Raw genomic sequence first — 20802 nt, forward strand, 5'->3', positions numbered from 1 at the left:
CAGTGAGCGCATCCGTTCCGCCCCCGGCACCGTGACGAGCGGTGGTCCGGGGGCGCGGCGTTTTCGTGGGCGAGGAGGTGCCGACACCGGGCCGGCACCGTGGTGAAAGGGTTGCCGCGCATGAGCGAACGACTGACCAGGAATGAACGTCTCGACCGGTTACCGGTCACAGGAAGGCACCGGCGGCTGCTGGTGGGCTCCGGCATCGGCTGGGCCCTGGACGCGATGGACGTCGGCCTGATCTCCTTCATCATGGCGGCCCTGGCCGTGCACTGGGGGCTGACCTCGACGGAGACCTCCTGGCTGGCGTCCATCGGCTTCGTGGGCATGGCCATCGGCGCGACCTTCGGCGGCCTGCTGGCCGACCGCTTCGGCCGCCGGCAGGTCTTCGCCCTCACGCTGCTGGTCTACGGTCTGGCCACCGGCGCCTCCGCCCTGGCCACCGGCCTCGGCGTGCTCATCGTGCTGCGGTTCATCATCGGCCTCGGCCTGGGCGCGGAGCTGCCGGTGGCCTCCACCCTGGTCTCCGAGTTCGCGCCGCGGCGCATCCGTGGCCGCATGGTCGTCCTGCTCGAGGCGTTCTGGGCACTCGGCTGGATCGCCGCGGCCGTGATCGGCGCCTTCGTGGTCACCGCCTCCGAGAACGGCTGGCGTTGGGCGCTGGCCCTGGGCATGATTCCCACCGTCTACGCCCTCTATGTGCGTCGCGGCCTGCCGGAGTCCGTCCGCTTCCTGGAGAAGAAGGGCCGCCACGGGGAGGCGGAGGAGGTCGTGTCCTCCTTCGAGGCGCAGGTGCCGCGCGATGAGCTGGCCCGTATCGACGCCGCGAATTCCGCGGAGGCCTCCCGCACCGGGGCCGTGGCCCGCGAAGGGCTCCCCGATGAGACCTCCATCTGGTCGAGGGCCCTGCGCGGGCGCACCGCCGCCCTGTGGATCATCTGGTTCAGTGTGAACCTCGCCTACTACGGTGCGTTCATCTGGATTCCGTCGCTGCTGGTCGGCCAGGGCTTCACCCTGGTCCAGTCCTTCACCTTCACGCTGATCATCACGCTCGCCCAGCTGCCGGGCTACGCGACGGCCGCCTGGCTCATCGAGCGGTGGGGGCGGCGCAGGACCCTGGCGGTGTTCCTCATCGGCTCGGCCGCGGCCGCCGCCTTCTACGGCACCGCGGACACCGAGACGCTGATCATCATCGCCGGCTGCCTACTGTCCTTCTTCAACCTGGGCGCCTGGGGCGCGCTCTACGCCATCGGCCCGGAGCTCTACCCCACCAATATCCGTGGCGCCGGGACCGGGGCCGCCGCCGGTTTCGGACGCCTGGCCTCCATCATCGCCCCGCTGATCGTTCCCCCGATCCTCGCGTTCGGCGGGCCGCTGGTCCTGTTCGGCCTGTTCTCCGCCGCCTTCTTCATCGCGGCGGTCGCCGCGTTCACGCTGCCCGAGCAGCGCGGAAAAATCCTCGACGCCTGAATGGTGGCGTCGAGGATTCGGCCGTGAGCCACGGGATTCCGGCCGGTGTCATCAGCGGGCGAAGGAGAACATCTCCGCCACCCGGTCGAAGATTCCGGGCTTCTTCTTCGGCGCGGTGAAGTCGTTGATGTTGCGCGGCACGTTGAGCAGGATGGTGGCGTGATCAGTGCGACGGACAGTGATCGCGTGGTTCAGAGAGGCCGTGGAAGGGTCAAAGGCGCGGCAGGTCATGTCGGGCTCCTCAATGGTGTGTGGGGGCTTATCCGTTGATCCGTGCCCGAGGGTGGGGCTCGGTGGTGATCCGGTCGTTCGTTGGCCCTGACTTTAGCCGGATTCCCCCTGCTCAGACACCATTGGTAAGCCACGCCTAAGTGAAGCAGCCCTTAAATAGGGTGACCTAAAAAGTCCGCCTTCCTCCGGTTTTGCCATGCTTTTCAGTGATACAGGTCACCAGTGCCCGATCCCCATTGAACTGTGTCACTTAATTTTTCGCCCCATTTCGGGGGTGGTTCCGATGAGGGGAAACCCCGGCGTTGACCCGGGGGAGGGCGCGCGATTGTGCGGAAGTGCGGTATAGGACCTGAGCCCGGTGCGTAGACTGAGCCCACTGATGGACTGAGCGGCACCGGCGAGGAGGAACCGGATGGTGAAACATGACTGGCTGCGCGTGGGACTCGGGATGTTCATCATCGCGTTCGGGGCGAATATCTTCGCTCCCCTGTTACCCGCCTACCGCCTCGGGGCGGGTCTCTCCCAGTCCCAGGTGACCTTCCTGCTCGCCATCTACGTCGCGGGCCTGATTCCCGCGCTGCTGATCGGTGGTCCGCTCTCCGACCTCCACGGCCGACGCGCGATCATGCGTCCGGCCCTGGTGGCGTCCGCGGTGGGCTCGCTCGTGCTCTCCGCCGGGATCACGGGATCCGTGGCGGTGCTGTCAGCGGGCCGCTTCATCGCCGGGGCGGCCATCGGGTTGGTCATGGCCGCGGGGGCGGCCTGGCTCAAGGAGTTGTCCACCGGCCCGGCCCACCTCGGGGCCCGACGGGCCACCGTCGCCCTGTCCGTCGGCTTCGGCCTGGGGCCGCTGATCAGTGGACTCATCGCGGAGCTTCTCCCCCACCCCGACCTGCTCCCCTACCTCATGCACCTGGCCCTGCTCGCGGTGATCGGCCCACTCGTGTGGACGACGCGGACGGTGGCACCGCAGTCGACGCCACGGGCCTGGTTCTCCCGGAGCGTGTTCTCGGGCCGCTTCCTGTGGACGGTGGCGGCATGGGCACCCTGGGTCTTCGGTGCCGCCAGCCTCTCGTTCGCGACCCTGCCCGCCCTGGTGGCGGATTCCGTGTCCCACCTCATCGCCTACACCGGTTTCATCGCGGCCGTCACCATGGGCACCGGCGCGTTCATCCAGCCCGTGGCCACCCGCTTCGCCCGGATCCCGCCCGCCGTCCCGGGCCTGGGCCTGACGGTGGTGGGCATGCTCGCCGCGGTGGCCGTCGCGGTCACGGAATCCGCGTGGCTGGTGGTGCCGGCTGCCGTGCTGCTCGGCGCCGGCTACGGCGTCCTGATGGTCTCGGGGCTACGGGAGGTCCAGGCGATCGCCCCGCGCTCCGAGCTGGGTGCGGCCACCGCGGTGTTCTACTCCCTGACGTATATCGGCTTCTTCGCCCCGTTCGCACTGTCCTACCTGGGGCCGCTCATCGGTTACCCCACCTGCTTCCTCATCGGGGCCGTGGTGGCGGGTCTGTCGGCCGTGCCGGTCGTCGTCACCAACGCACGGTCCACCCGCCCGGTACGGACCCCGGTCCAGTCCGCGCCCACCGGACGCCCGACCAGGATCCGGGACGGTGACTGACGGCGACCGCGCGGGCCGACGCCGGGGCGCAAGAGGTTGCGGCGTGGTCAGCCGCGCGCCATATCCACGAAGCGGGAGTAGTGCAGCTGGTGGGCGACGGAGACGGTGTCGATGGGGCCACCCCGGTGCTTGGCCAGGATAATGTCGGCCTCGCCGGCACGTTCATTGTCCTTGTCCTGGGAGTCCGGGCGGTAGAGCAGCATGACCATGTCGGCGTCCTGCTCCAGGGAGCCGGACTCACGCAGATCGGCCAGCTGCGGACGCTTGTCGGTACGGGCCTCCGGGCCACGGTTGAGCTGCGAGATGGCGATGACCGGAACGTCAAGCTCCTTGGCCAGCAGCTTGAGCTGACGGGAGAACTCCGAAACCTCCTGCTGACGGGACTCGACCTGGCGGCCCGAGCTCATCAGCTGCAGGTAGTCGAGCACCACCAGCTGCAGGTCATGCTTCTGCTTGAGACGGCGGGCCTTGGAACGGATCTCCATCATGGTCAGGTTGGGGGAGTCGTCGATGAACAACGGGGCCTCGGAGATCTGCCCCACACGGGTGGCGAGCTTGGCCCACTGCTCATCGGTCATCCGGCCGGCACGCATGTCCGACAGTCGGATCTCCGTCTCCGCGGACATCAGGCGCATCACGATCTCGGACTTGCTCATCTCGAGCGAGAAAATGGCCGACGCCTTGCCGTGTTTGATGGACGCCGAGCGCATGAAGTCCAGCGCCATGGTGGACTTACCAACGCCCGGCCGGGCGGCGACGATGATCATCTGCCCACCGTGCAGACCGTTGGTGAGGTTGTCCAGGTCGATGAATCCGGTGGGGATGCCCTGTGCGAGGCCACCGGTGGTGGCGATCGCGTCGAGCTCGTCCATGGTCGGCTGGATCATGTCGGCCAGGACGGCGTAGTCCTCGGTCTCGGTGCGCTGGGCGACCGCGAAGACCTCCTGCTGGGCGAGGTCGAGGACCGCCTCGACCTCCGCCCCCTCGGTGCCCTCGTAACCGAGCTGCACCACCCGCGTGCCGGCCTCGACCAGACGCCGGAGCACGGCCTTCTCGGCGACGATCTCGGCGTAGTAGCGGGCGTTCGCGGCCGTCGGCACGGACGAGATCAGCGTGTGGAGGTACGGGGCACCGCCGACGCGCTCGAGATCGTTGTCGCGGTCGAGCCGGGCGGCGACGATGACGGGGTCGATGTCCTTGTTGTTCGACCACAGGTCGATCATCGCCTGGTAGATCAGCTGGTGCGCCGGATGGTAGAAATCGTCCGGGCTCAGGTCGCCGATGATTTCCGAGACCGTGTTGGGACTGAGCAACATCGCACCCAGCACGCCCTGTTCGGCGTCCCGGTCATGTGGGGGTTGGCGGAATTCCCCGAAGTTGGCGCGCGCCGGTACATTGTCCCGGTTCCGGTAGCGCCGCGAGCCGCCGCTCTCCGGCGGCTCGGGGGCCGGCGGCTCGGCGGGCGGGACGTAGTCGTCGTCGAAGCTGGCCCCACCAATTCCCGCGGTCATGACCCCGTTCCTTCCTACCCCAGAAGCTCTGTCCACCTGCTCAGACAGTGTAATTCTCTGCAGCTGTCTCACTGTACCAGCGCAGGGCAGACGGTGGATAACCTGAATGTTGCGGCAACAAAGCAGGCGGTTGCCCACAGCCCCGCGCCCCGTCGGGAACCGGTCGGTCACTCCCGCCGTCGTACCGCACGGGAAATCGCGTCGGCGGCCCGGATGAGGCCGAGGTGGCTGAAGGCCTGCGGGAAATTGCCCGCCAGCCGCCCAGTGTCCGGGTCGTACTCCTCGGCCATGAGGTTCAGATCCGTGGTGTACTTCAGCAGCTCGTCCATGTGGCGGCGGGCGTCGTCGATCCGCCCGGAGGCCGCGTACTGCTCCACGAGCCAGAACGCACAGATGAGGAAGGGGTACTCGTCGCCCTTGAGCCCGTCGATGCCGGCTTCGGTGCGGTATCGGTAGACCAGCCCGCCCTCGTCGACCAGATCCTTTTCGATGCGCGCGACCGTCGCGAGCATCCGCGGATCGTCCGGGGTGATGAACTTGGTGTGGGGCAGCGCCAGCAGGGAGGCGTCCACCTCATAGCCGCCGTAGGTCTGGGTGAAGGTCTGCAGTTCCTCGTTCCAGCCGCGCTCGTGGATCTCGTCGTACAGCCGCTCGCGGTACTCCCGCCACACCTCCACGTCCCCCTCGTAGCCGTGCAGCTCCACCGCGCGGATGCCCTCGTTGAACGCCGCCCACATCATGGCCCGCCCGTGGGTGAAGTAGTGGGTGTCGCCGCGCATCTCCCAGATGCCGTGGTCCTTGCGGTCGTAGTTCTCGATCGTGTACTCCAGCAGCGCCGTCTGCAGGCCCCAGGAGTAGGGGGTGTCGTGGTAGCCGGCGTCGCGCAGCGCCGCCAGCGCGAGCATGACCTCGCCGGTGACGTCCGCCTGGTACTGTGCGGCCGCGCCGTTGCCGATGCGCACCGGCTGGGAGTTCTCGTAGCCGCGCAGGTGGGGAAGTTCCTGCTCGGGCAGCTCGCGCTCGCCGCCGAGCCCGTACATGATCTGCAGGTTCATCGGGTCCCCGGCCACGGCGCGGATGAGCCAGTCCCGCCAGGCGTGCGCACCCTTGACCAGCCCGTGGTTGACGAGCACCTCGACGGTCAGCGCCGCGTCGCGCAGCCACGTGTAGCGGTAGTCCCAGTTGCGGGAGCCCCCGAAATCCTCCGGCAGGGAGGCCGTGGGGGCCGCGGCGATGCCACCGGTCTCGACGTGGGTCAGCGCACGCAGGACGAGCAGGGAGCGGGCGACCTGGGGACGGTACAGCGGGTCCAGGTCGAGCTGCGCGAGCCAGTTGGTCCAGAATTCCTCCGTGTCCGCCAGCGCCACATCCACGTCGTCGGGCCTGGGCCACTTGCGCCAGGGGCGGAACCAGGTCATCTCCCAGTCCCGGTGTTCTCCGGCGTCGATGCGGAAGGTGCCGGTCAGCCGCGGGGCGATGCCGCCGGAGGCCGCGGGGAGATCGGTGCCGGGCAGCTCGTCGTCCTGGGTCGGGGTGGTGGTGTCCTGCAGCAGCGGCCCCGAGATCAGCAGCCCCTCGGGACCGGCGGTGCACAGCAGCCCGGTCTCGTCCCCGGAACCGGGCACCGTGACGGGGCGGAACCAGGGCAGGACGCGCGCGTAGGAGAAGCGCACCCGCAGATCGTGCTCGACCTCCACGAAGCCCTCAAGGCATTCCACCCGCCGGATGATGTCGGCGCGGCGGTTCGACGGCGGGAGAAAGTCGAGGACCTTCGCGGTGCCGGTGGCCGAGCGCCAGATGGTCTCGAGGATGAAGGTGTCGCCCCGGTAGCTGCGCTCGACGACCGCGCCGCCCACGACGGACAACCGCCAGCGGCCGTTGTCCGGGTCCCCGAGCAGGGCCGCGAACACCGCCGGAGAGTCGAAACGGGGCAGGCACAACCAGTCGATCGAGCCGGTGCGGGAGACCAGTGGGCCGGTGCGCAGATCCGAGAGCAGCGCGTAGTCCTCCAGTGGAGTGGAGCGACGGGGCGGGGTCTTGATCGTCGGAGTCGCGTCAGCCATGCCTCCTTTTCTACCCGTTCCCGGGGACCCCCGTCGGGCGGGGAAACAGGCTGAGAATACACACCCCCGGCACAGAATTGTCCACAGATCCTGTGGATAACTTCCGTCTTCCACCGTCAACGGACCGGCAGAGGCAGCCCGCCCTGTGGACAACTTGTGGACAACCGGGGGACACAATGGCGAGGGAAAAGGATAACCGCAGTTCAGGACCATTGTTCAGCTTGTGAATAACCGCGCCCGAGCAGTGAATAACGGAGCCACCAGCTGGTTTGACAGCCCTCCGAAAAGCCGCTAATCGATGACCCACCCCAAAACTCCAGGTGAATTTGGTGGCCCTCAGGTTAACCGTGCAAAGTTTATCCACAAGTTATCCACAACTGTCCACAGGTCCCGGGCCCACGGGAGAGCCACCCCTGTGGGAAGAAAGACCGACGGCCCCGGCGGGAGTCCCGGCTCACATGAACCTGGACTTCCCGGCGGGGCCGCCGGCCTGCTGTTGTCGTTGGGCTAGCTGAACTAGCCGCCGTCTGACGCGTGAATTACGCGGCGACGACCTCGAAGTTGATCTTTGCTGCGATGTCGGGGTGCAGCTGGACCTTGACCTGGTACTTGCCGGTCTTCTTGACGAGACCCTTCGGCACCTCGATGGTGCGCTTGTCCAGGTTCGGGCCGCCGGCCTGCTTGACCGCAGCGGCGATATCGTCGGCCTTCACGGAGCCGAAGAGCTTGCCCTTGTCGGAGGTGCGCACGGCGACGGTGACACCGGTCAGCTCCTCCAGCTGCTCACGGACCTCACGGGCGTGGTCGAGGTCGCGGATCGCGCGGGCCTCCTGGGCACGCCGGATGCCCTCAATCTGCTTCTCCGCACCGCGGGTGGCCACGATGGCCAGACCGCGGGGAAGCAGGTAGTTACGTCCGTAGCCGTCCTTGACCTCGACGATGTCACCAGGGACGCCGAGCTTGTCAACGGCTGCGGTGAGGATCAGCTTCATGATCCCTGCCTTTCGTTGTGTGTCCCGCCCCGGAGCCGGCACCGGCGCGGAGCCGGGCGGTCAGGGGCGGGGAAGTTTTACAAAGAAGTTGTTGGTGGGTCTGCTCGATCAGAACGGAGGCTCATCGTCGGCCGCGCCGCCGAAACCTCCGGCGGGCGGGGCGGAGTTCCACGGGTCATTGTCCGGGGCCTGGGAGGGCCGCTGCTGGTTGGTGTTGCCACCACCGAAGCCGCCCTGGTTGCCGGCGTTGCCGCCGAAGCCACCCTGGTTGCCGGTGTTCCCACCACCGAAACCACCCTGGTTGCCACCGAAGCCACCCTGTTGGCCGGCGTTGCCGCCGAATCCACCCTGCTGGCCGGGGTTACCGCCGCCGAAACCGCCACCCTGGTTTCCGCCGCCGCCGAAGTTGCCGCCCCCCTCACGCGGGTTGCGGTTGACCTGGGCACTGGCGAAGCGCAGGGACGGGCCGACCTCGTCGACCTCGATCTCGTAGACGGTGCGGTTCTCGCCGTCCTTGTTCTGGTAGGAACGCTGACGGAGATTGCCGTTGACGATGACACGCATGCCCTTGGAGAGCGTCTCAGCGACGTTCTCCGCGGCCTGGCGCCACACGTTGCAGGTCAGGAACAGCGCCTCGCCATCCTCGTACTGGTTCGTCTGCTTGTTGAACCGGCGCGGGGTGGAGGCGACCCGGAAATTTGCCACCGCCGCACCCGAGGGGGTGAAGCGGAGCTCGGGGTCGTTGACGACGTTACCGACGACCGTGATGGGGGTATCTCCGATTGCCATGTGCGTGTCCAGCCTTCCTGATCTGCGGTGGAGTGTGCCGTTTCTGAATTAGCCTGTCTGAACCGACGGGCCTGCACCCTGAAGGTACGGGCTCTCGCTCGCCCTCCAGTATCCGCTCTTAGGCGTCGGTGCGCAGCACCTTGGTGCGCATAACGGTGTCGTTCAGGTTCAGCACGCGGTCGAGCTCCTGCACGGTCGCGGACTCACACTCGAGCTCGACGACGGCGTAGATGCCCTCTTCCTTCTTGTTGATCGGGTAGGCAAGACGACGCTTGCCCCACACGTCAACCTTCACAACCTTGCCGTTGTCCTTGCGGACGATCTCGAGGAACTTGTCCAGGGACGGGGCTGCAGTGCGCTCATCCTGGCTAGGATCCAGGATGATCATGATTTCGTAGTGACGCACGGACCTCATCACCTCCTGTGGTCTAGTAGTTTGTTCGGCCGCATCCCTTGTGGATGCAGCAGGAGGGTCGTTGCGTCAAGCAACCCCTCAAAAGTACCCCACCTGCGGGAAAAGGGGAAATTTCCGTGCGGTAGGAACTTTTGAGGGGTTGAGCATCCGGGTGGATCAGCGGTCAACCTCGTTGACCACCCCGTTCGGGTAGATGTCGACGTCGGTCCCGTCGAGCCCGATCTCCCAGTAGCCCTCATCCTCCCAGCCGACCTCGCCGTTGTCGGAGCAGCCCTCGGCGACGACGTGGACGACCTCGTCCTTGCCCACGTTTTCTTCGGTGAGCGCACGTTCGGCGTTCTCGGTGTACCCGCTGACCTCGCAGGGCGGCCCCTCGGCGGGACGGGAACCGGGCTGCGGGGCCGGCTCCGCAGCCTGCCCCTGATTCTCGGCCTGCGTCTGGGTCTGGGTCGTCGGCTCCCCGACCGGGGCGGAGACATCGGCCCGGTCGCGGTCACCGTCACCGTCCGGGTTGATGCTGGTGTCGCCCTCAACCGCGGGGGAGGTCACCGTCGCCGCATCGTCGGGGGCCTGCGGGGCCTGGCTGCCACCATTGTCGGAGCAGGCGGTCAGCGTCAGCGCGGCGGCACCCGCCAGGGCCAGGGTGGCGTGTCGGAATACTGCGCGGATCTTCATCTTTTCCCTCCGTCCACCGTCTTGCACGGTGCCTCAGTGTCTCAGCGTCACCATCCACGGTAGGGATTTTTCCGGCCAAAAGTAGGTTTCCGGATCCTGCCGGCAGCAATCCTCATCCGCCCCTCCCGCTCAGCCAGCGGTGGTGCCCAGGACCACCGCCAGGATCACCGGGATGACCGTCACCAGGACCAGGGCGGTGGCCAGCAGCCCGCCCACGAGCACGGCGGATTTCCCGTACATGAATCCCACGAAGGCCCCCGCGATGCACAGGAAGCCGAGGAAGACGCAGACGATGGCTACGAAAGTGGCAGTCATGTCACCCATCATCGCCCACGGGGGTGGCAGGGGAGCCCTCCCTCCGCTCACCGCCGCCCGCGTCCCGGCGCGGGCGCAGCGTGAAGGCGTCCTCCTCGCCGAAGGGGCCGGCCAGGGGGTCGCGGCCGTCGTGGGCGGCGCGGACCTTGTCGGGGGAGCGGCCCATCATCTGGCGGACCACCAGCACGATCATCGCGACGATGAGTCCGTCGCGGGTGAGGATCACGACGTCGAGAAGCTGTCCCGGGATGCCGTTGTTCTCCGCGCCGAGCATGTGCCACATGACCATCGGCCAGACCAGCATGTCGACGGCCATCCAGGTCAGCAGCAGTCGCCAGCGGGGCAGGGCCAGAACTGCGGGGACGACGAGCCACAGGGAGTACTGGGGCGACCACACCTTGTTGAGCAGCAGGAAGCAGGCGACGATCAGGAACACCAGTTCCGCGACACGGGGACGGCGCTCCACCCACAGCCCGAACGCGGCGATCGCCAGGCAGGCGGCGGCGAAGAGGAGGAAGGTGACGGCATTGAGGATGACGGGGTCTCCGGGGCCGGAGTCGAAGCCGGACCAGCCGGTCTCACGTGAGATCACGGCCCAGATGGTCGTCCACTCCCAGCCGCGCTCGCTGTTCAGCCGCAGGAATTCGTTCCACGCCGCGGGATAGGCGAGCATCACCGGCAGGTTGACCGCCAGCCAGGTGACGACGGCGGTGCCGAGCATGCCGAGGAAGGGTCGGAGCTTTCCGCCACGCACCGCGAGCACCAGGTAGGCGCCGAGGATGTAGAGCGGCCAGAGCTTGAACGCGGTGCCCGCGCCGATGAGCACGCCCGCCCACAACGGGTGTCCGCGCTTGACCGCGAGCATGGCCGCGGCGACGGCCGCGATGGAGGGGATGTCCCAGTTGGTGAACGCGTGGACGATCACCAGCGGGGAGGCGGCCACCAGGATGGTGTCCCAGATGCGGTTGCCCGCCAACTCGGCGACGATCCGGATGGTCAGCACCCACAGCGCGGACAGGGCCAGGGCGGTGAGCGCGAAGTACCAGCCGGCCTGGGGCAGCGTGTTGCCCGGCAGGGCGTCGACAAGCGGCCACGTCAGCCGGGTGAGCCAGCCCATCGCGCCCTGGAACAGGCCGGTGAGCACCGGGTACTCCAGGTAGCGGGTCAGGTCGCCCTCCTGCCAGGACCAGGCGTAGGGGAAACCGCCCACGTCGAGGCCGCGGCCGGCGAACAGCGGCACGAGGTCGTTGTAGCAGGCGGAGACGTACTGGCGGTTGCCCGACCAGTCGATGCCGAGTGTGCCGTCCTCACCACGGGCGCCCTGGATGCAGTTGGCCTTCGACAGGAAACCGAAGGACAGGAAGACCAGGGCGGTGAAGATCAGGGTGCGCAACGGAGTCCACCAGCGCGAGCGGCCCACCTCCGCGAACCGGCCCACGGGCCCGCCGAGGAAACCGATGAATCCGCGGGCGAGCGGTTCCGTCGTCGCGGGGGAGACCCGGCGCGCGGGGTGGGAGGGGCCCGAATCGGTACCGGTGCCGGTGGGGCGGCGGCCGTCCGACGGCCGGGGGTCCTTCTCGCGGATGGGGGCTTTCATACGCTCGCCGTGGCTCCTCGGGACGGGTGGGGGCTGTCTTGCGGGATGCGTCTTGACGGCCTCCCGCGCTTTCCCTGTAGACCGTAGGCCATGCCCTCGATCCAGCGCACCACGGCGGGGCGGCGGCACAGCGGTGGGGGCCGGCTGGGACGGCTGCGGCCCCGCTCCCGTGTCACGGGGGCGGGGCCGAACAGTGTGGAACCGGTCAGTGCGGGCCGGTGGGGTGCTACTCGGGGAGCAGGCCCTCGGGGAGGACCAGCTCCGGTAGCTCGATGCCCTCATCCGGGGAGGGGATCGGGAGCTCGAACGGGGCGGGATTCGGGGCCGGCTCCGGAGCCGGCTCCGGGGCGGGCGCCTCCGGTTCCCCGGTCGGTGCGGGGCTCTCGCCGCCGGTGCCGTCCTCGACGGGCGCCTCCGGCTGCGTGGCGGGAGCGGCCGGGGGAGCGGGGGCGTAGGTCGTCGCCGGCGGGATGTAGGCGCTGCCCGCGTTACCGGTGCCCCAGGTGACCGGGGCCGGGTCGTCGAAGTACTCGACCTCCCTGCCCTCCAGGGCACCGTCGAGCGTGTCCTTCCAGATGTCGGTGGGCGTGTTGGAGCCGTAGAGGTTGCCGCCCCACTCGTTGAAGATGGGGCCGCTGTCGGCGTCGCCGACCCACACGGCCGTCGACAGCTGCGGGGTCGCGCCGATCATCCAGGCGTCCCGGTTGTTGCCGGTGTCGCCGAGCTGGGTGGTGCCGGTCTTGGCGGCGGAGGGGCGCCCGCCCGCCAGGGCGTTGCCGTTGGAGTAGGCCGCGATCGGCTGCATGGCGTACATGACGTTGTCGGCGACGGTGTCGGACACGCGGCGCTCGCCCTCGCCCTGCTCGTGCTCGTAGAGCACCTCGCCGCTGCCCGTCTCGACGCGTTCGACGAAGTGGGTCTCGTGCCAGACACCGCCGTTGGCCAGGGTCGCCAGGGCGACGGCCATGTCCAGCGGACGGGACTGGTACTGGCCGAGAATGATGCCCTCGTAGGGTTGCTCACCGTTCTCGGTCAGGGTCTCCGGGACGCCCGGCAGGGAGCGGGCCATACCCAGGGCGTGCGCCATGTCGGCGGTGTCCTGGGTGCCGTTCTCCAGGTCGTTCTGCAGACGGATGAAGCTGGTGTTGTGCGAGTACTTCAGGGCCTCCTGGATGGAGCAGTAGCCGCACTGGTAGCCGGCGACGTTGTTGATCGTGATGCCGCCCGGCAGGGTCACCGGCGCGGAGCTGTACATCGTCGACAGCGGGATGCCCTGCTGGAGGGCGGCCGCCAGTCCGAAGATCTTGAAGGTGGAGCCGGTCTGCAGGGGGGCGTTGCCGTAGTCCCAGCCGGTGGCGTCCTCGCCGCCGTAGTAGGCGCGGACGGCACCGGTGCCGGGCTCGACGGAGACGGCGGCGGCCCGGTAGTTCGGGTCGAGGGAGGCCATGTTCTCCTGCACGGCGTCGACGGTCGCCTCCTGCGCCCGTGTGTCGATGGTCGTGGTGATGCGCAGACCCCGGGTGGTCACGGCCTCCTCGCTGATGCCGATCTCCTCCAGCTCCGCCATGACGTGGTTCTTGATCATGCCGTTGGTGCCGGTGGCCTCGGTGTAGGCGCTGTAGTCGGCCGGATCGCGGGTCTCCGGGTAAACCATCGCGGCCCGCTGCTCGGGGGTGAGCTCGCCCATCTCGACCATGCCGTCGAGGACGTAGTTCCAGCGGGCCTCCGCGCCCTCCGGGTTGGTCCAGGGGTCCAGCTCGCTGGGTCGCTGGATGGAGGCGGCCAGCACCGCGCCCTCCTCGACGGTCAGCTCAGAGGCCGACTTGCCGAAGTAGGCGTGGGCGGCGGCCTCGATGCCGTAGGCGTTGCGGCCGAAGTAGACGGTGTTGAGGTAGGCGGACAGGACGTCCTCCTTGGGCCACTGATTGGCCATCTTCACCGCGTAGACGAGCTCACGCGCCTTGCGGATGTAGGAGTGTTCGTTGCCCACCAGGGCGTTCTTGACGTACTGCTGGGTGATGGTGGAGCCGCCGCCGGCGGAGTCGTCGCCGGTGAGCTGGCCGAGGATGGCCCGGCCGTAACCGGTGACGGAGAAGCCCTGGTTGGTCCAGAACTCCCGGTCCTCGGCGGCCAGCACCGCGTTCTGCACGTGCGCCGGCACCTCCTCGAGCGGCACCTGCCGTCGGTTGCCCTCGGGTGGCACGACCCGCGCCAGCTCGGTCTCGGCGTCGGAGGCGTAGATGGAGGAGACCTGTGCGGCGGTCAGTTCCTCCGGCTCCGGCACGTCGACGGTGATGTAGGCGAAGAGAAAGGCGCCCAGGGGAATCAGCACCGCCAGCACGACGGCACCGATGATGGAGCGCTTGAGAATGGGGCGCCCCGTTTTCTGCTTTGTTGAGCCGGAGCGTGACCGCCCGGATTTTGCGCCGTTGGCGCCGTTGCCACCTTTGGCACCTCCGGTGCCGGTGGCGTTCTTTTTTTCAGACACCTCTAGTCCCCACTGTTATCACTGACGGCACTGTTACCACAGTGCACACTACTTCCTGACCGCCCCGGAAGGAACCGCAATTGACGCGGTTCACCCCGCGGTGGCGGTGACCGCCTTGAGCAGGTGGTTCCACCTGCACACCGGGCACACCTCCACGGTGTGGACGGTCACTTCCCGGCCGGTCCCGGCGATCTGCTCGATCTCCTCGGTGCTGCGCGCCGTGCCGGACATCCGGCCGAGCTGCTCACCGTGGATCCACTGCACCACCCGCAGTTCCTCCGAGTCACAGATCGGGCAGGGGGCGCCCGCCGGCACCCCGTGGAAACGGGCGGCGGTCACGAGCAGGAAGTCGGCGTCGCAGATCTCGTCCCGCTTCACCGAGCCGCGGTGCCAGCGGGCGAGCAGCATCCGGCGCTCCCACTGGTGCGAGATTTCATTGCGATAGACGACCACGTGGACATTCTATCCCCGCCCGCAAAACGGCTGCCCGGATTGCTTCTGAATCGATCAACGCGGGCTTTCTTGATCGATCCGGTGGGCAATCCCGGTCTCCTGCCGACGCCCCCGGCTTACGGTGGGAGGCTGGTGCGTCGGGCCTGCGCCGGACAACCGGCCGCACGGCGCCGTCGTCACAGTCACCGTCCGCTCAAGCGGCGGCGGTGACGCGGAAACAACATCGACTCCGAGGAGTGAAGCGATACATGGGCAAGGTCAGAGTGGCGATCGCCGGCGTGGGCAACTGCGCCGCGTCGCTGGTGCAGGGCGTGGAGTTCTACCGGGACACCCCCGTCGAGGAGAAGGTGCCGGGCCTGATGCACGTGGCCTTCGGTGAGTACCACGTCAGCGACGTCGAGTTCGTCGCCGCCTTCGACGTCGACGCCGAGAAGGTCGGCAGGGATCTCGCCGAGGCGCTCGACGCCTCCGAGAACTGCACCATCAAGATCGCCGACGTCCCGACCACCGGCGTGACCGTCCAGCGCGGACCGACCCTCGACGGCCTGGGCCGGCACTACCGGGAGACCGTCACCGAGTCGACGGCCGAGCCCGTCGACGTCGCGCAGGCGCTCCGCGACGCCGAGGTCGACGTCCTGGTCTCCTACCTGCCGGTCGGCTCAGAGCAGGCCGACAAGTTCTACGCCCGGGCCGCCCTCGACGCGGGGGTCGCCTTCGTCAACGCCCTGCCCGTGTTCATCGCCTCCGACCCGGAGTGGGCGCAGAAGTTCGTGGACGCCGGCCTCCCGATCGTCGGCGACGACATCAAGTCCCAGGTCGGTGCCACCATCACCCACCGCGTGATGGCCAAGCTCTTCGAGGACCGCGGCGTGCGCCTGGAGCGGACCATGCAGCTCAACGTGGGCGGCAACATGGACTTCAAGAACATGCTCGACCGCGACCGCCTCGAGTCCAAGAAGATCTCCAAGACCCAGGCCGTGACCTCCAACCTCCACGAGAGTCCGCTGGCCGGCAAGGTCTCCGACCGTAACGTCCACATCGGCCCCTCCGACTATGTCGAGTGGCTGGACGACCGTAAGTGGGCCTACGTCCGCCTGGAGGGCAGGGCCTTCGGCGAGGTGCCGCTGAACCTGGAGTACAAGCTCGAGGTCTGGGACTCCCCGAACTCCGCCGGCATCATCATCGACGCCGTCCGGGCCGCCAAGATCGCCCTGGACCGCGGCGTCGCCGGGCCGGTCCTGCCGGCCTCGGCCTACCTGATGAAGTCCCCGCCGGTCCAGCTCGGCGACGATGAGGCCCGCGCGCAGCTCGAGGCCTTCATCATCGGCTCCGAGGACTGATTGGGGCACCCGGGGCACGGGATTCGGGATTATACGTTTCTCGGGGAAACATGCCTATGATGAGGCCATGACAACTCCGAGGCCCGAGGACATCGCCGCACGTATCCGTCCGGCACTCACCAAGCTCTACGTGATGTACTTCCGCATCGCGGAGCAGTCCGACCTGACCGGGCCGCAGCTGTCCATCCTGTCCCGTCTCAAGGAGCGTGGCCCCTCACGCATCAGCCAGATCGCCCGGGAGGAGGGCATCCGGATGCCCACCGCCTCGAACGCGCTGCACCAGCTGGAGCAGCGGGAGCTGGTCGAGCGGATCCGGGACGAGTCGGATCGTCGCGGTGTCCGCGTCACCCTCACCCCGCTGGGGGAGAGCGAGCTGCAGCGCGTCGGCGAGGAGCGCACGAAGTATCTCGCCGACATGATCGCCACCCTCGATGAGGAGCAGCTCTCCCGCGTCGACGAGCTCGCCGGCGTGATCAACGAGCTCGCCGACAAGTACGGTGCCGACCTGATTTCCTCCGACACCGAGTAAACGGGAATAATGGGAGGCGTTCACTCGGCCCTCATGTTCCTCAACCCCCGTTTACTGAATGTCACATAACGACGTCTCTTCCTCCCCTGACCCGGACGCCACCCCGATCCGGGTGCTCGTAGCCTGGCGCCCCGACTCCCGGGGCACCGAGGCGATCGAGTTCGCGGCGTGGCTGGCCCGCACCACCGATGTGCGTGTGCGTGCGGTGACGACTCTCCTGCGCCCGTGGCCCTCGACGTCGCTGAGCAAGCTCGGCGGCAAGTACCGCAAGTGGTACGAGAAGGAGGCCGCCGCCTGCGAGCAGAAGGTGCGTCGGGCGTTCACCAACGCGGGCATCGAGAAGGACTCCTGGGATGAGCGGGTCTCCGTCTTCGCCGACGGGACCTCCGAGTCGGTGCTGCTGACCGAGGCCGCCGACGAGTACGACGCCCACCTGGTCATCCTCGGCTCCGGGGCCACCGCCCCCAAGGGCCGCTTCCTCGCCGGCTCCACCGCGGACGCGCTGCTCCACTCCTCGCCGAAGCCACTGGGCCTGGCCCCGCGGGCGGTCAAGCTCTCCAAGCGCGGCATCACGCGCGTCAACTTCGCCTTCCTGGACAGCCGGGGCACCGAGCACGACTCCAGCCTCCACTTCGCCGCGCACCTGGCCGCCCGCTGGTCCGTCCCGCTGCGCATCCTCGCGTTCTCCCCGTCCGGTATCGCGGACCCGCTCCTGCATGACCGGCGGGATCTGAGCAGTGAGCTCACCGACGAGTGGCGCGAACACTCGCTGGCGATGCTCGACCGCGCCGGCGACGCCGTCAGTGACCGCTACCCGGAACTCACCGTCGAGACCGAGATCGGCACCGGCGTCGGGTGGGCCGGGGCGATCGACGCCCTGAAGTGGAAGAAGGGCGACCTCCTGTGCCTGGGCTCCACTCCGCTCGGGCCGATCGAGAGCGTGTTCATCGGTTCCACCGCCACCGATTTCCTCCGCCACGTGCGCGTCCCCGTGGTCATCCACCCCGCACCCCGCACCTGAGCCACGGGCTAGAGTGGGGTCCATGAGTGAGGACAAGTTCAGCGGGGATGACACGCCCGGATGGGACCGCAGATCCGGTCATCCCGAGAACGATCTGTCGAGGGACGAGGAGTACGGCATCCCTCCCCGGCCGGAGCCGAGGACGTTCGATGACCTCGCCGACTCCGTCGATCCCGTCGCCCAGGAGGAGCGCAACCGCCGGTCCGGCCGGCAGGCCGTCGCCTGGCTGGTCGGGGTTCCCGTCCTGACGTTCGTGCTGGCCGTCGTGCTGGGCGTCGTCTTCCGTCTCCTCGGCGGACCACTGTGTGAGGACGGTGACTCCACGTGGCTGTGCACCCGTTCCGCCCAGATCTGGTGGCCGATCATCACCAGCCTCGTGCCGGTGACCGGCCTCCTCGGCTGCGCCGTGATCATCGTCCGCAAGCTGCGCACCTACACCCGGTGGCGGATCTGGATGGGCGTGTTCTGGGCCCTCGTCCCCTTCACGATGCTGTGGATGACCTCCACGATCCCGATCGCCATGACCGGCGGCGACTTCTTCTGATCCGCCGCCCCGAGCAGACTTGAGGCCCGTCACCACGAACTGCGGTGACGGGCCTTCGCCGTGCGGGGCCGGGCACCGGCGAGCGGCTACGCTCCCGACCGCTGGCTACCGGGCCACCAGCTGTGCCGCCACCTCCACGCAGCCCGGCCGCCCGCAGTGGCTGGTCGCCGTCTCCGCCGCGCAGGCCTCGCAGACCAGCACCTGCTTACGGCAGGTGTCCTCGTTGACGCAGTTGATGAAGTTCTCGGTCGCCCCGCCGCAGTGGATGCATCGGCCGAGCCTTTGATGGTCCTCGCCGAACTCCATGTGCATGCGCTTGTCGAAGACGTACAGCGAGCCCTCCCACAGGCCGGAGTTGCCGTATTTCTCGCCGTAGCGGACGATGCCCCCGTCGAGCTGGTAGACCTCCTTGAACCCGCGGTTGATCATCAGCGATGACAGCACCTCGCACCGGATGCCGCCGGTGCAGTAGGTGACCACCGGCCTGTCCTTCAGCTCGTCGTACTTGCCGGACTCGATCTCCGCGATGAAGTCGTGGGTGGTGTCCACGTCGGGGACCACGGCGTTGCGGAAGCGGCCGATCTCGGCCTCGCGGGCGTTGCGTCCGTCGAAGAAGACGACGTCGTCGCCGCGGGCGTCGACAAGCTCGTTGACCTCCTCCGGGGCGAGGTGGACGCCGCCGCCGACGACGCCGTCCGCGTCGACCTCCAGCTCGTCCGCCGCGCCGAACGCGACGATCTCGTCGCGGGCCTTCACCGACAGTTTGGGGAAGTCGTCGGCGCCGCCTTCGGACCACTTGAACTCCATGTCATGGAAGCCGGGGTAGTCGCGGGTCTTGCGGATGTAGCGCTTGCAGGCGTCGATGTCACCGCCGACGGTGCCGTTGATGCCGTGGGGGGAGACGATGATGCGCCCCTTGAGTCCCAGGGACTCGCACAGGTCGCGCTGCCAGAGCATCACGGCCGTCGGGTCCGGGATCGGGGTGAAGCGGTAGTACAGAAGGATCTTGCTGATCGACACCCGGGGAAGTGTAGTGGGTGACTGAGCGGCCTCCGAACCTGGCCGTCCGTCAACCCCCGGGTGCTCTACCGCTTCCGGTACAGCGACTTGCGCCAGTACTCCGGCTCGGAGGTGACCAGCACGCCCAGGTTGCGGAAGATGTCCTCGTCCACGGAACCGAGGATGGTGGTGGTGTGCACGTCACAGCCCTGCAGGTTCTTCAGCTCGGCCAGGGCCCGGCGCGCCTCGTTGTTACCGGCCGCGGAGACCGACAGGGCGATGAGCACCTCGTCGGTGTGCAGGCGCGGGTTGCGGGAGCCGAGGTGGGTGGTCTTGAGCGTCTGGATGGGCTCGATCGACTCCGGGGAGAGCAGGTGCAGCTCGGGGTCGATGTCCGCCAGGTGCTTGAGTGCGTTGAGCAGCATGGCGGCGGAGCAGCCGAGCAGGGGAGAGGTCTTGCCCGTGATGATGGTGCCGTCGGCGAGTTCGATGGCGGAGCCCGGCAGTTCGGTGCGCTCGGCCACGGCCAGGGCGGGGGCGACGACGCGCCGGTCCTCGATGGCGCAGCCGGCCTTGCTCATGACCATGGCGACACGGGAGGAGACGATGTCGTCGAGCTCCTCGCGCCGCTCGTCCACCAGGGCCTTGTAGTAGCGGCGGATGATCTCCTGGCGGGCGGCCTCCCGGCACGCCTCGTCGTCGGAGATGCAGTGACCGGCCATGTTCACGCCCATGTCGGTGGGCGACTGGTACGGCGAGGAGCCGGCGAGCCGCTCCAGCATGGTCTTCAGCAGCGGGAAGACCTCGACGTCGCGGTTGTAGCTGGTGACCTGCCTGTCGTAGGCGGACAGGTGGAAGGGGTCGATGACGTTGATGTCGTCGAGGTCGGCGGTGGCGGCCTCGTAGGCGAGGTTGACCGGGTGCTCGAGCGAGAGATTCCAGATGGGGAAGGTCTCGAACTTGGCGTAGCCGGCGGCCTGGCCGCGCTGGTACTCGTGGTAGACCTGCGACAGGCAGGTGGCCAGCTTGCCGGAGCCGGGGCCCGGGGCGGTGACCACCACGAGGTCGCGGGAGACGTCCACGTAATCGTTGGCGCCGAAGCCCTCCTCGGAGACGATGCGGCGGGTGTCGGTGGGGTAGCCGGGGATCACGCGGTGGCGGGAGACCTTCAGCCCCAGGCGGGTCAGCCGCTCCGCGAAGGCCTGGGCCATCGGGTTGTCGTCGGTCAGCTGCGTCATGACGACGTGCTCGACCAGGAAGCCGCGCTCCCGGAACACGTCGATCAGCCGCAGGGCGTCCTCCTCGTAGGGGATACCCAGGTCGGCGCGGACCTTCTGGCGTTCCAGGTCCTTGGCGTTGAGGCACACGACGATCTCGAGATCGTCCCTGATGCGCTCGAGCATCCTGATCTTGTTGTCCGGGGTGAACCCGGGCAGGACGCGGGAGGCGTGGAGATCGTCGAAGAGCTTGCCGCCCATCTCCAGGTAGAGCCTGCCGCCGATCTCCCGGCGCCGGGCGTTGATGTGCTCCGACTGCAACTCGATATAGCGGTCTGGATCGAATCCTTGCGTGTGTGGCATGCGCTTGTCAGCCTCTCCGACGTCTCCCGGGTATGACTGGAACGACTCTACCCTCTGGGAGTGGGCGCGCTGAGTGCGCAGGTGAGCGGCGGGTGGAGTGCGGTGTGAGCGCTTGTCGACGCTCGTGTGGGTAGCGGTTATCCGTGCGCGGTTCCCGGAAACGGCATTG

Annotated in this window: 19 protein-coding genes; 6 read left to right on the top strand and 13 right to left on the bottom strand. The window is 68.1% G+C overall.

Features of this window, described 5'->3' with window-relative positions:
* The first annotated feature begins 120 nt into the window (after positions 1-120).
* A complete protein-coding gene (locus A605_RS13660; RefSeq protein ID WP_034990793.1) occupies positions 121-1470 on the top strand; it encodes an MFS transporter in 1350 nt (449 codons plus the stop codon).
* 51 nt (positions 1471-1521) lie between these two features.
* Here the strand turns inward: A605_RS13660 and A605_RS13665 are convergent, their stop codons facing one another.
* Positions 1522-1701, bottom strand: coding sequence for a hypothetical protein (locus A605_RS13665; protein ID WP_034990794.1), 180 nt, complete (start codon positions 1699-1701; stop codon positions 1522-1524).
* Between the two features lie 412 nt (positions 1702-2113).
* Between A605_RS13665 and A605_RS13670 the strand changes: the two genes are divergently transcribed.
* A complete protein-coding gene (locus A605_RS13670; protein ID WP_015402098.1) occupies positions 2114-3322 on the top strand; it encodes an MFS transporter in 1209 nt (402 codons plus the stop codon).
* A gap of 47 nt (positions 3323-3369) precedes the next feature.
* Here A605_RS13670 and dnaB read toward each other — a convergent pair whose 3' ends face one another.
* The 10 genes from dnaB to A605_RS13720 all read right to left on the bottom strand — a co-directional run bounded on the left by dnaB (position 3370) and on the right by A605_RS13720 (position 14620).
* The gene (gene dnaB / locus A605_RS13675) at positions 3370-4833 is read right to left on the bottom strand and encodes a replicative DNA helicase (protein WP_015402099.1); all 1464 of its coding nucleotides are present in this window, start codon (positions 4831-4833) and stop codon (positions 3370-3372) included.
* 167 nt (positions 4834-5000) lie between these two features.
* Complete coding sequence (locus A605_RS13680; protein WP_015402100.1) at positions 5001-6896, bottom strand: glycoside hydrolase family 15 protein; 1896 nt, start codon at positions 6894-6896, stop codon at positions 5001-5003.
* Positions 6897-7435: 539 nt separating this feature from the next.
* Positions 7436-7888, bottom strand: coding sequence for a 50S ribosomal protein L9 (rplI, locus tag A605_RS13685; RefSeq protein WP_015402101.1), 453 nt, complete (start codon positions 7886-7888; stop codon positions 7436-7438).
* 108 nt (positions 7889-7996) lie between these two features.
* The gene (locus tag A605_RS13690) at positions 7997-8677 is read right to left on the bottom strand and encodes a single-stranded DNA-binding protein (RefSeq protein ID WP_015402102.1); all 681 of its coding nucleotides are present in this window, start codon (positions 8675-8677) and stop codon (positions 7997-7999) included.
* Between the two features lie 118 nt (positions 8678-8795).
* On the bottom strand, positions 8796-9092 hold the full coding sequence (rpsF, locus tag A605_RS13695; protein WP_027004364.1) for a 30S ribosomal protein S6: 297 nt from the start codon (positions 9090-9092) through the stop codon (positions 8796-8798).
* A gap of 156 nt (positions 9093-9248) precedes the next feature.
* On the bottom strand, positions 9249-9767 hold the full coding sequence (locus tag A605_RS14895; protein ID WP_015402104.1) for a dihydrolipoyllysine-residue succinyltransferase component of 2-oxoglutarate dehydrogenase complex: 519 nt from the start codon (positions 9765-9767) through the stop codon (positions 9249-9251).
* Between the two features lie 129 nt (positions 9768-9896).
* The gene (locus tag A605_RS15540) at positions 9897-10082 is read right to left on the bottom strand and encodes a hypothetical protein (RefSeq protein ID WP_015402105.1); all 186 of its coding nucleotides are present in this window, start codon (positions 10080-10082) and stop codon (positions 9897-9899) included.
* A 1-nt stretch (position 10083) separates the two neighbouring features.
* Positions 10084-11679, bottom strand: a complete 1596-nt coding sequence (locus A605_RS13710) for a glycosyltransferase family 87 protein (RefSeq protein ID WP_015402106.1) — start codon at positions 11677-11679, stop codon at positions 10084-10086.
* 226 nt (positions 11680-11905) lie between these two features.
* Complete coding sequence (locus A605_RS13715) at positions 11906-14167, bottom strand: transglycosylase domain-containing protein (protein WP_015402107.1); 2262 nt, start codon at positions 14165-14167, stop codon at positions 11906-11908.
* 90 nt (positions 14168-14257) lie between these two features.
* The gene (locus tag A605_RS13720; RefSeq protein ID WP_015402108.1) at positions 14258-14620 is read right to left on the bottom strand and encodes a DUF5318 family protein; all 363 of its coding nucleotides are present in this window, start codon (positions 14618-14620) and stop codon (positions 14258-14260) included.
* Positions 14621-14868: 248 nt separating this feature from the next.
* Here A605_RS13720 and A605_RS13725 point away from each other — a divergent pair, with 248 nt between their 5' ends.
* The 4 genes from A605_RS13725 (at position 14869) to A605_RS13740 (ending at position 18054) form a co-directional block, all read left to right on the top strand.
* Complete coding sequence (locus tag A605_RS13725) at positions 14869-15960, top strand: inositol-3-phosphate synthase (RefSeq protein WP_015402109.1); 1092 nt, start codon at positions 14869-14871, stop codon at positions 15958-15960.
* Positions 15961-16027: 67 nt separating this feature from the next.
* Positions 16028-16489: a MarR family winged helix-turn-helix transcriptional regulator gene (locus tag A605_RS13730; RefSeq protein WP_015402110.1), complete on the top strand. Its 462-nt coding sequence runs from the start codon at positions 16028-16030 to the stop codon at positions 16487-16489.
* Positions 16490-16547: 58 nt separating this feature from the next.
* Entirely contained in the window at positions 16548-17510 is a 963-nt protein-coding gene (locus A605_RS13735) for a universal stress protein (protein ID WP_015402111.1), read from the top strand.
* A gap of 22 nt (positions 17511-17532) precedes the next feature.
* On the top strand, positions 17533-18054 hold the full coding sequence (locus A605_RS13740) for a hypothetical protein (RefSeq protein WP_015402112.1): 522 nt from the start codon (positions 17533-17535) through the stop codon (positions 18052-18054).
* Positions 18055-18159: 105 nt separating this feature from the next.
* On the opposite strand, the gene trhO is transcribed toward A605_RS13740, so the two are convergent.
* Together trhO and A605_RS13750 are read right to left on the bottom strand one after the other, a co-directional pair.
* Complete coding sequence (gene trhO, locus A605_RS13745) at positions 18160-19074, bottom strand: oxygen-dependent tRNA uridine(34) hydroxylase TrhO (protein ID WP_015402113.1); 915 nt, start codon at positions 19072-19074, stop codon at positions 18160-18162.
* Positions 19075-19139: 65 nt separating this feature from the next.
* The gene (locus tag A605_RS13750; protein ID WP_015402114.1) at positions 19140-20633 is read right to left on the bottom strand and encodes a DUF1846 domain-containing protein; all 1494 of its coding nucleotides are present in this window, start codon (positions 20631-20633) and stop codon (positions 19140-19142) included.
* Between the last annotated feature and the right edge of the window lie 169 nt (positions 20634-20802).

The sequence above is a fragment of the Corynebacterium halotolerans YIM 70093 = DSM 44683 genome, from assembly GCF_000341345.1.
GTDB classification, from domain to species: Bacteria; Actinomycetota; Actinomycetes; order Mycobacteriales; family Mycobacteriaceae; genus Corynebacterium; species Corynebacterium halotolerans.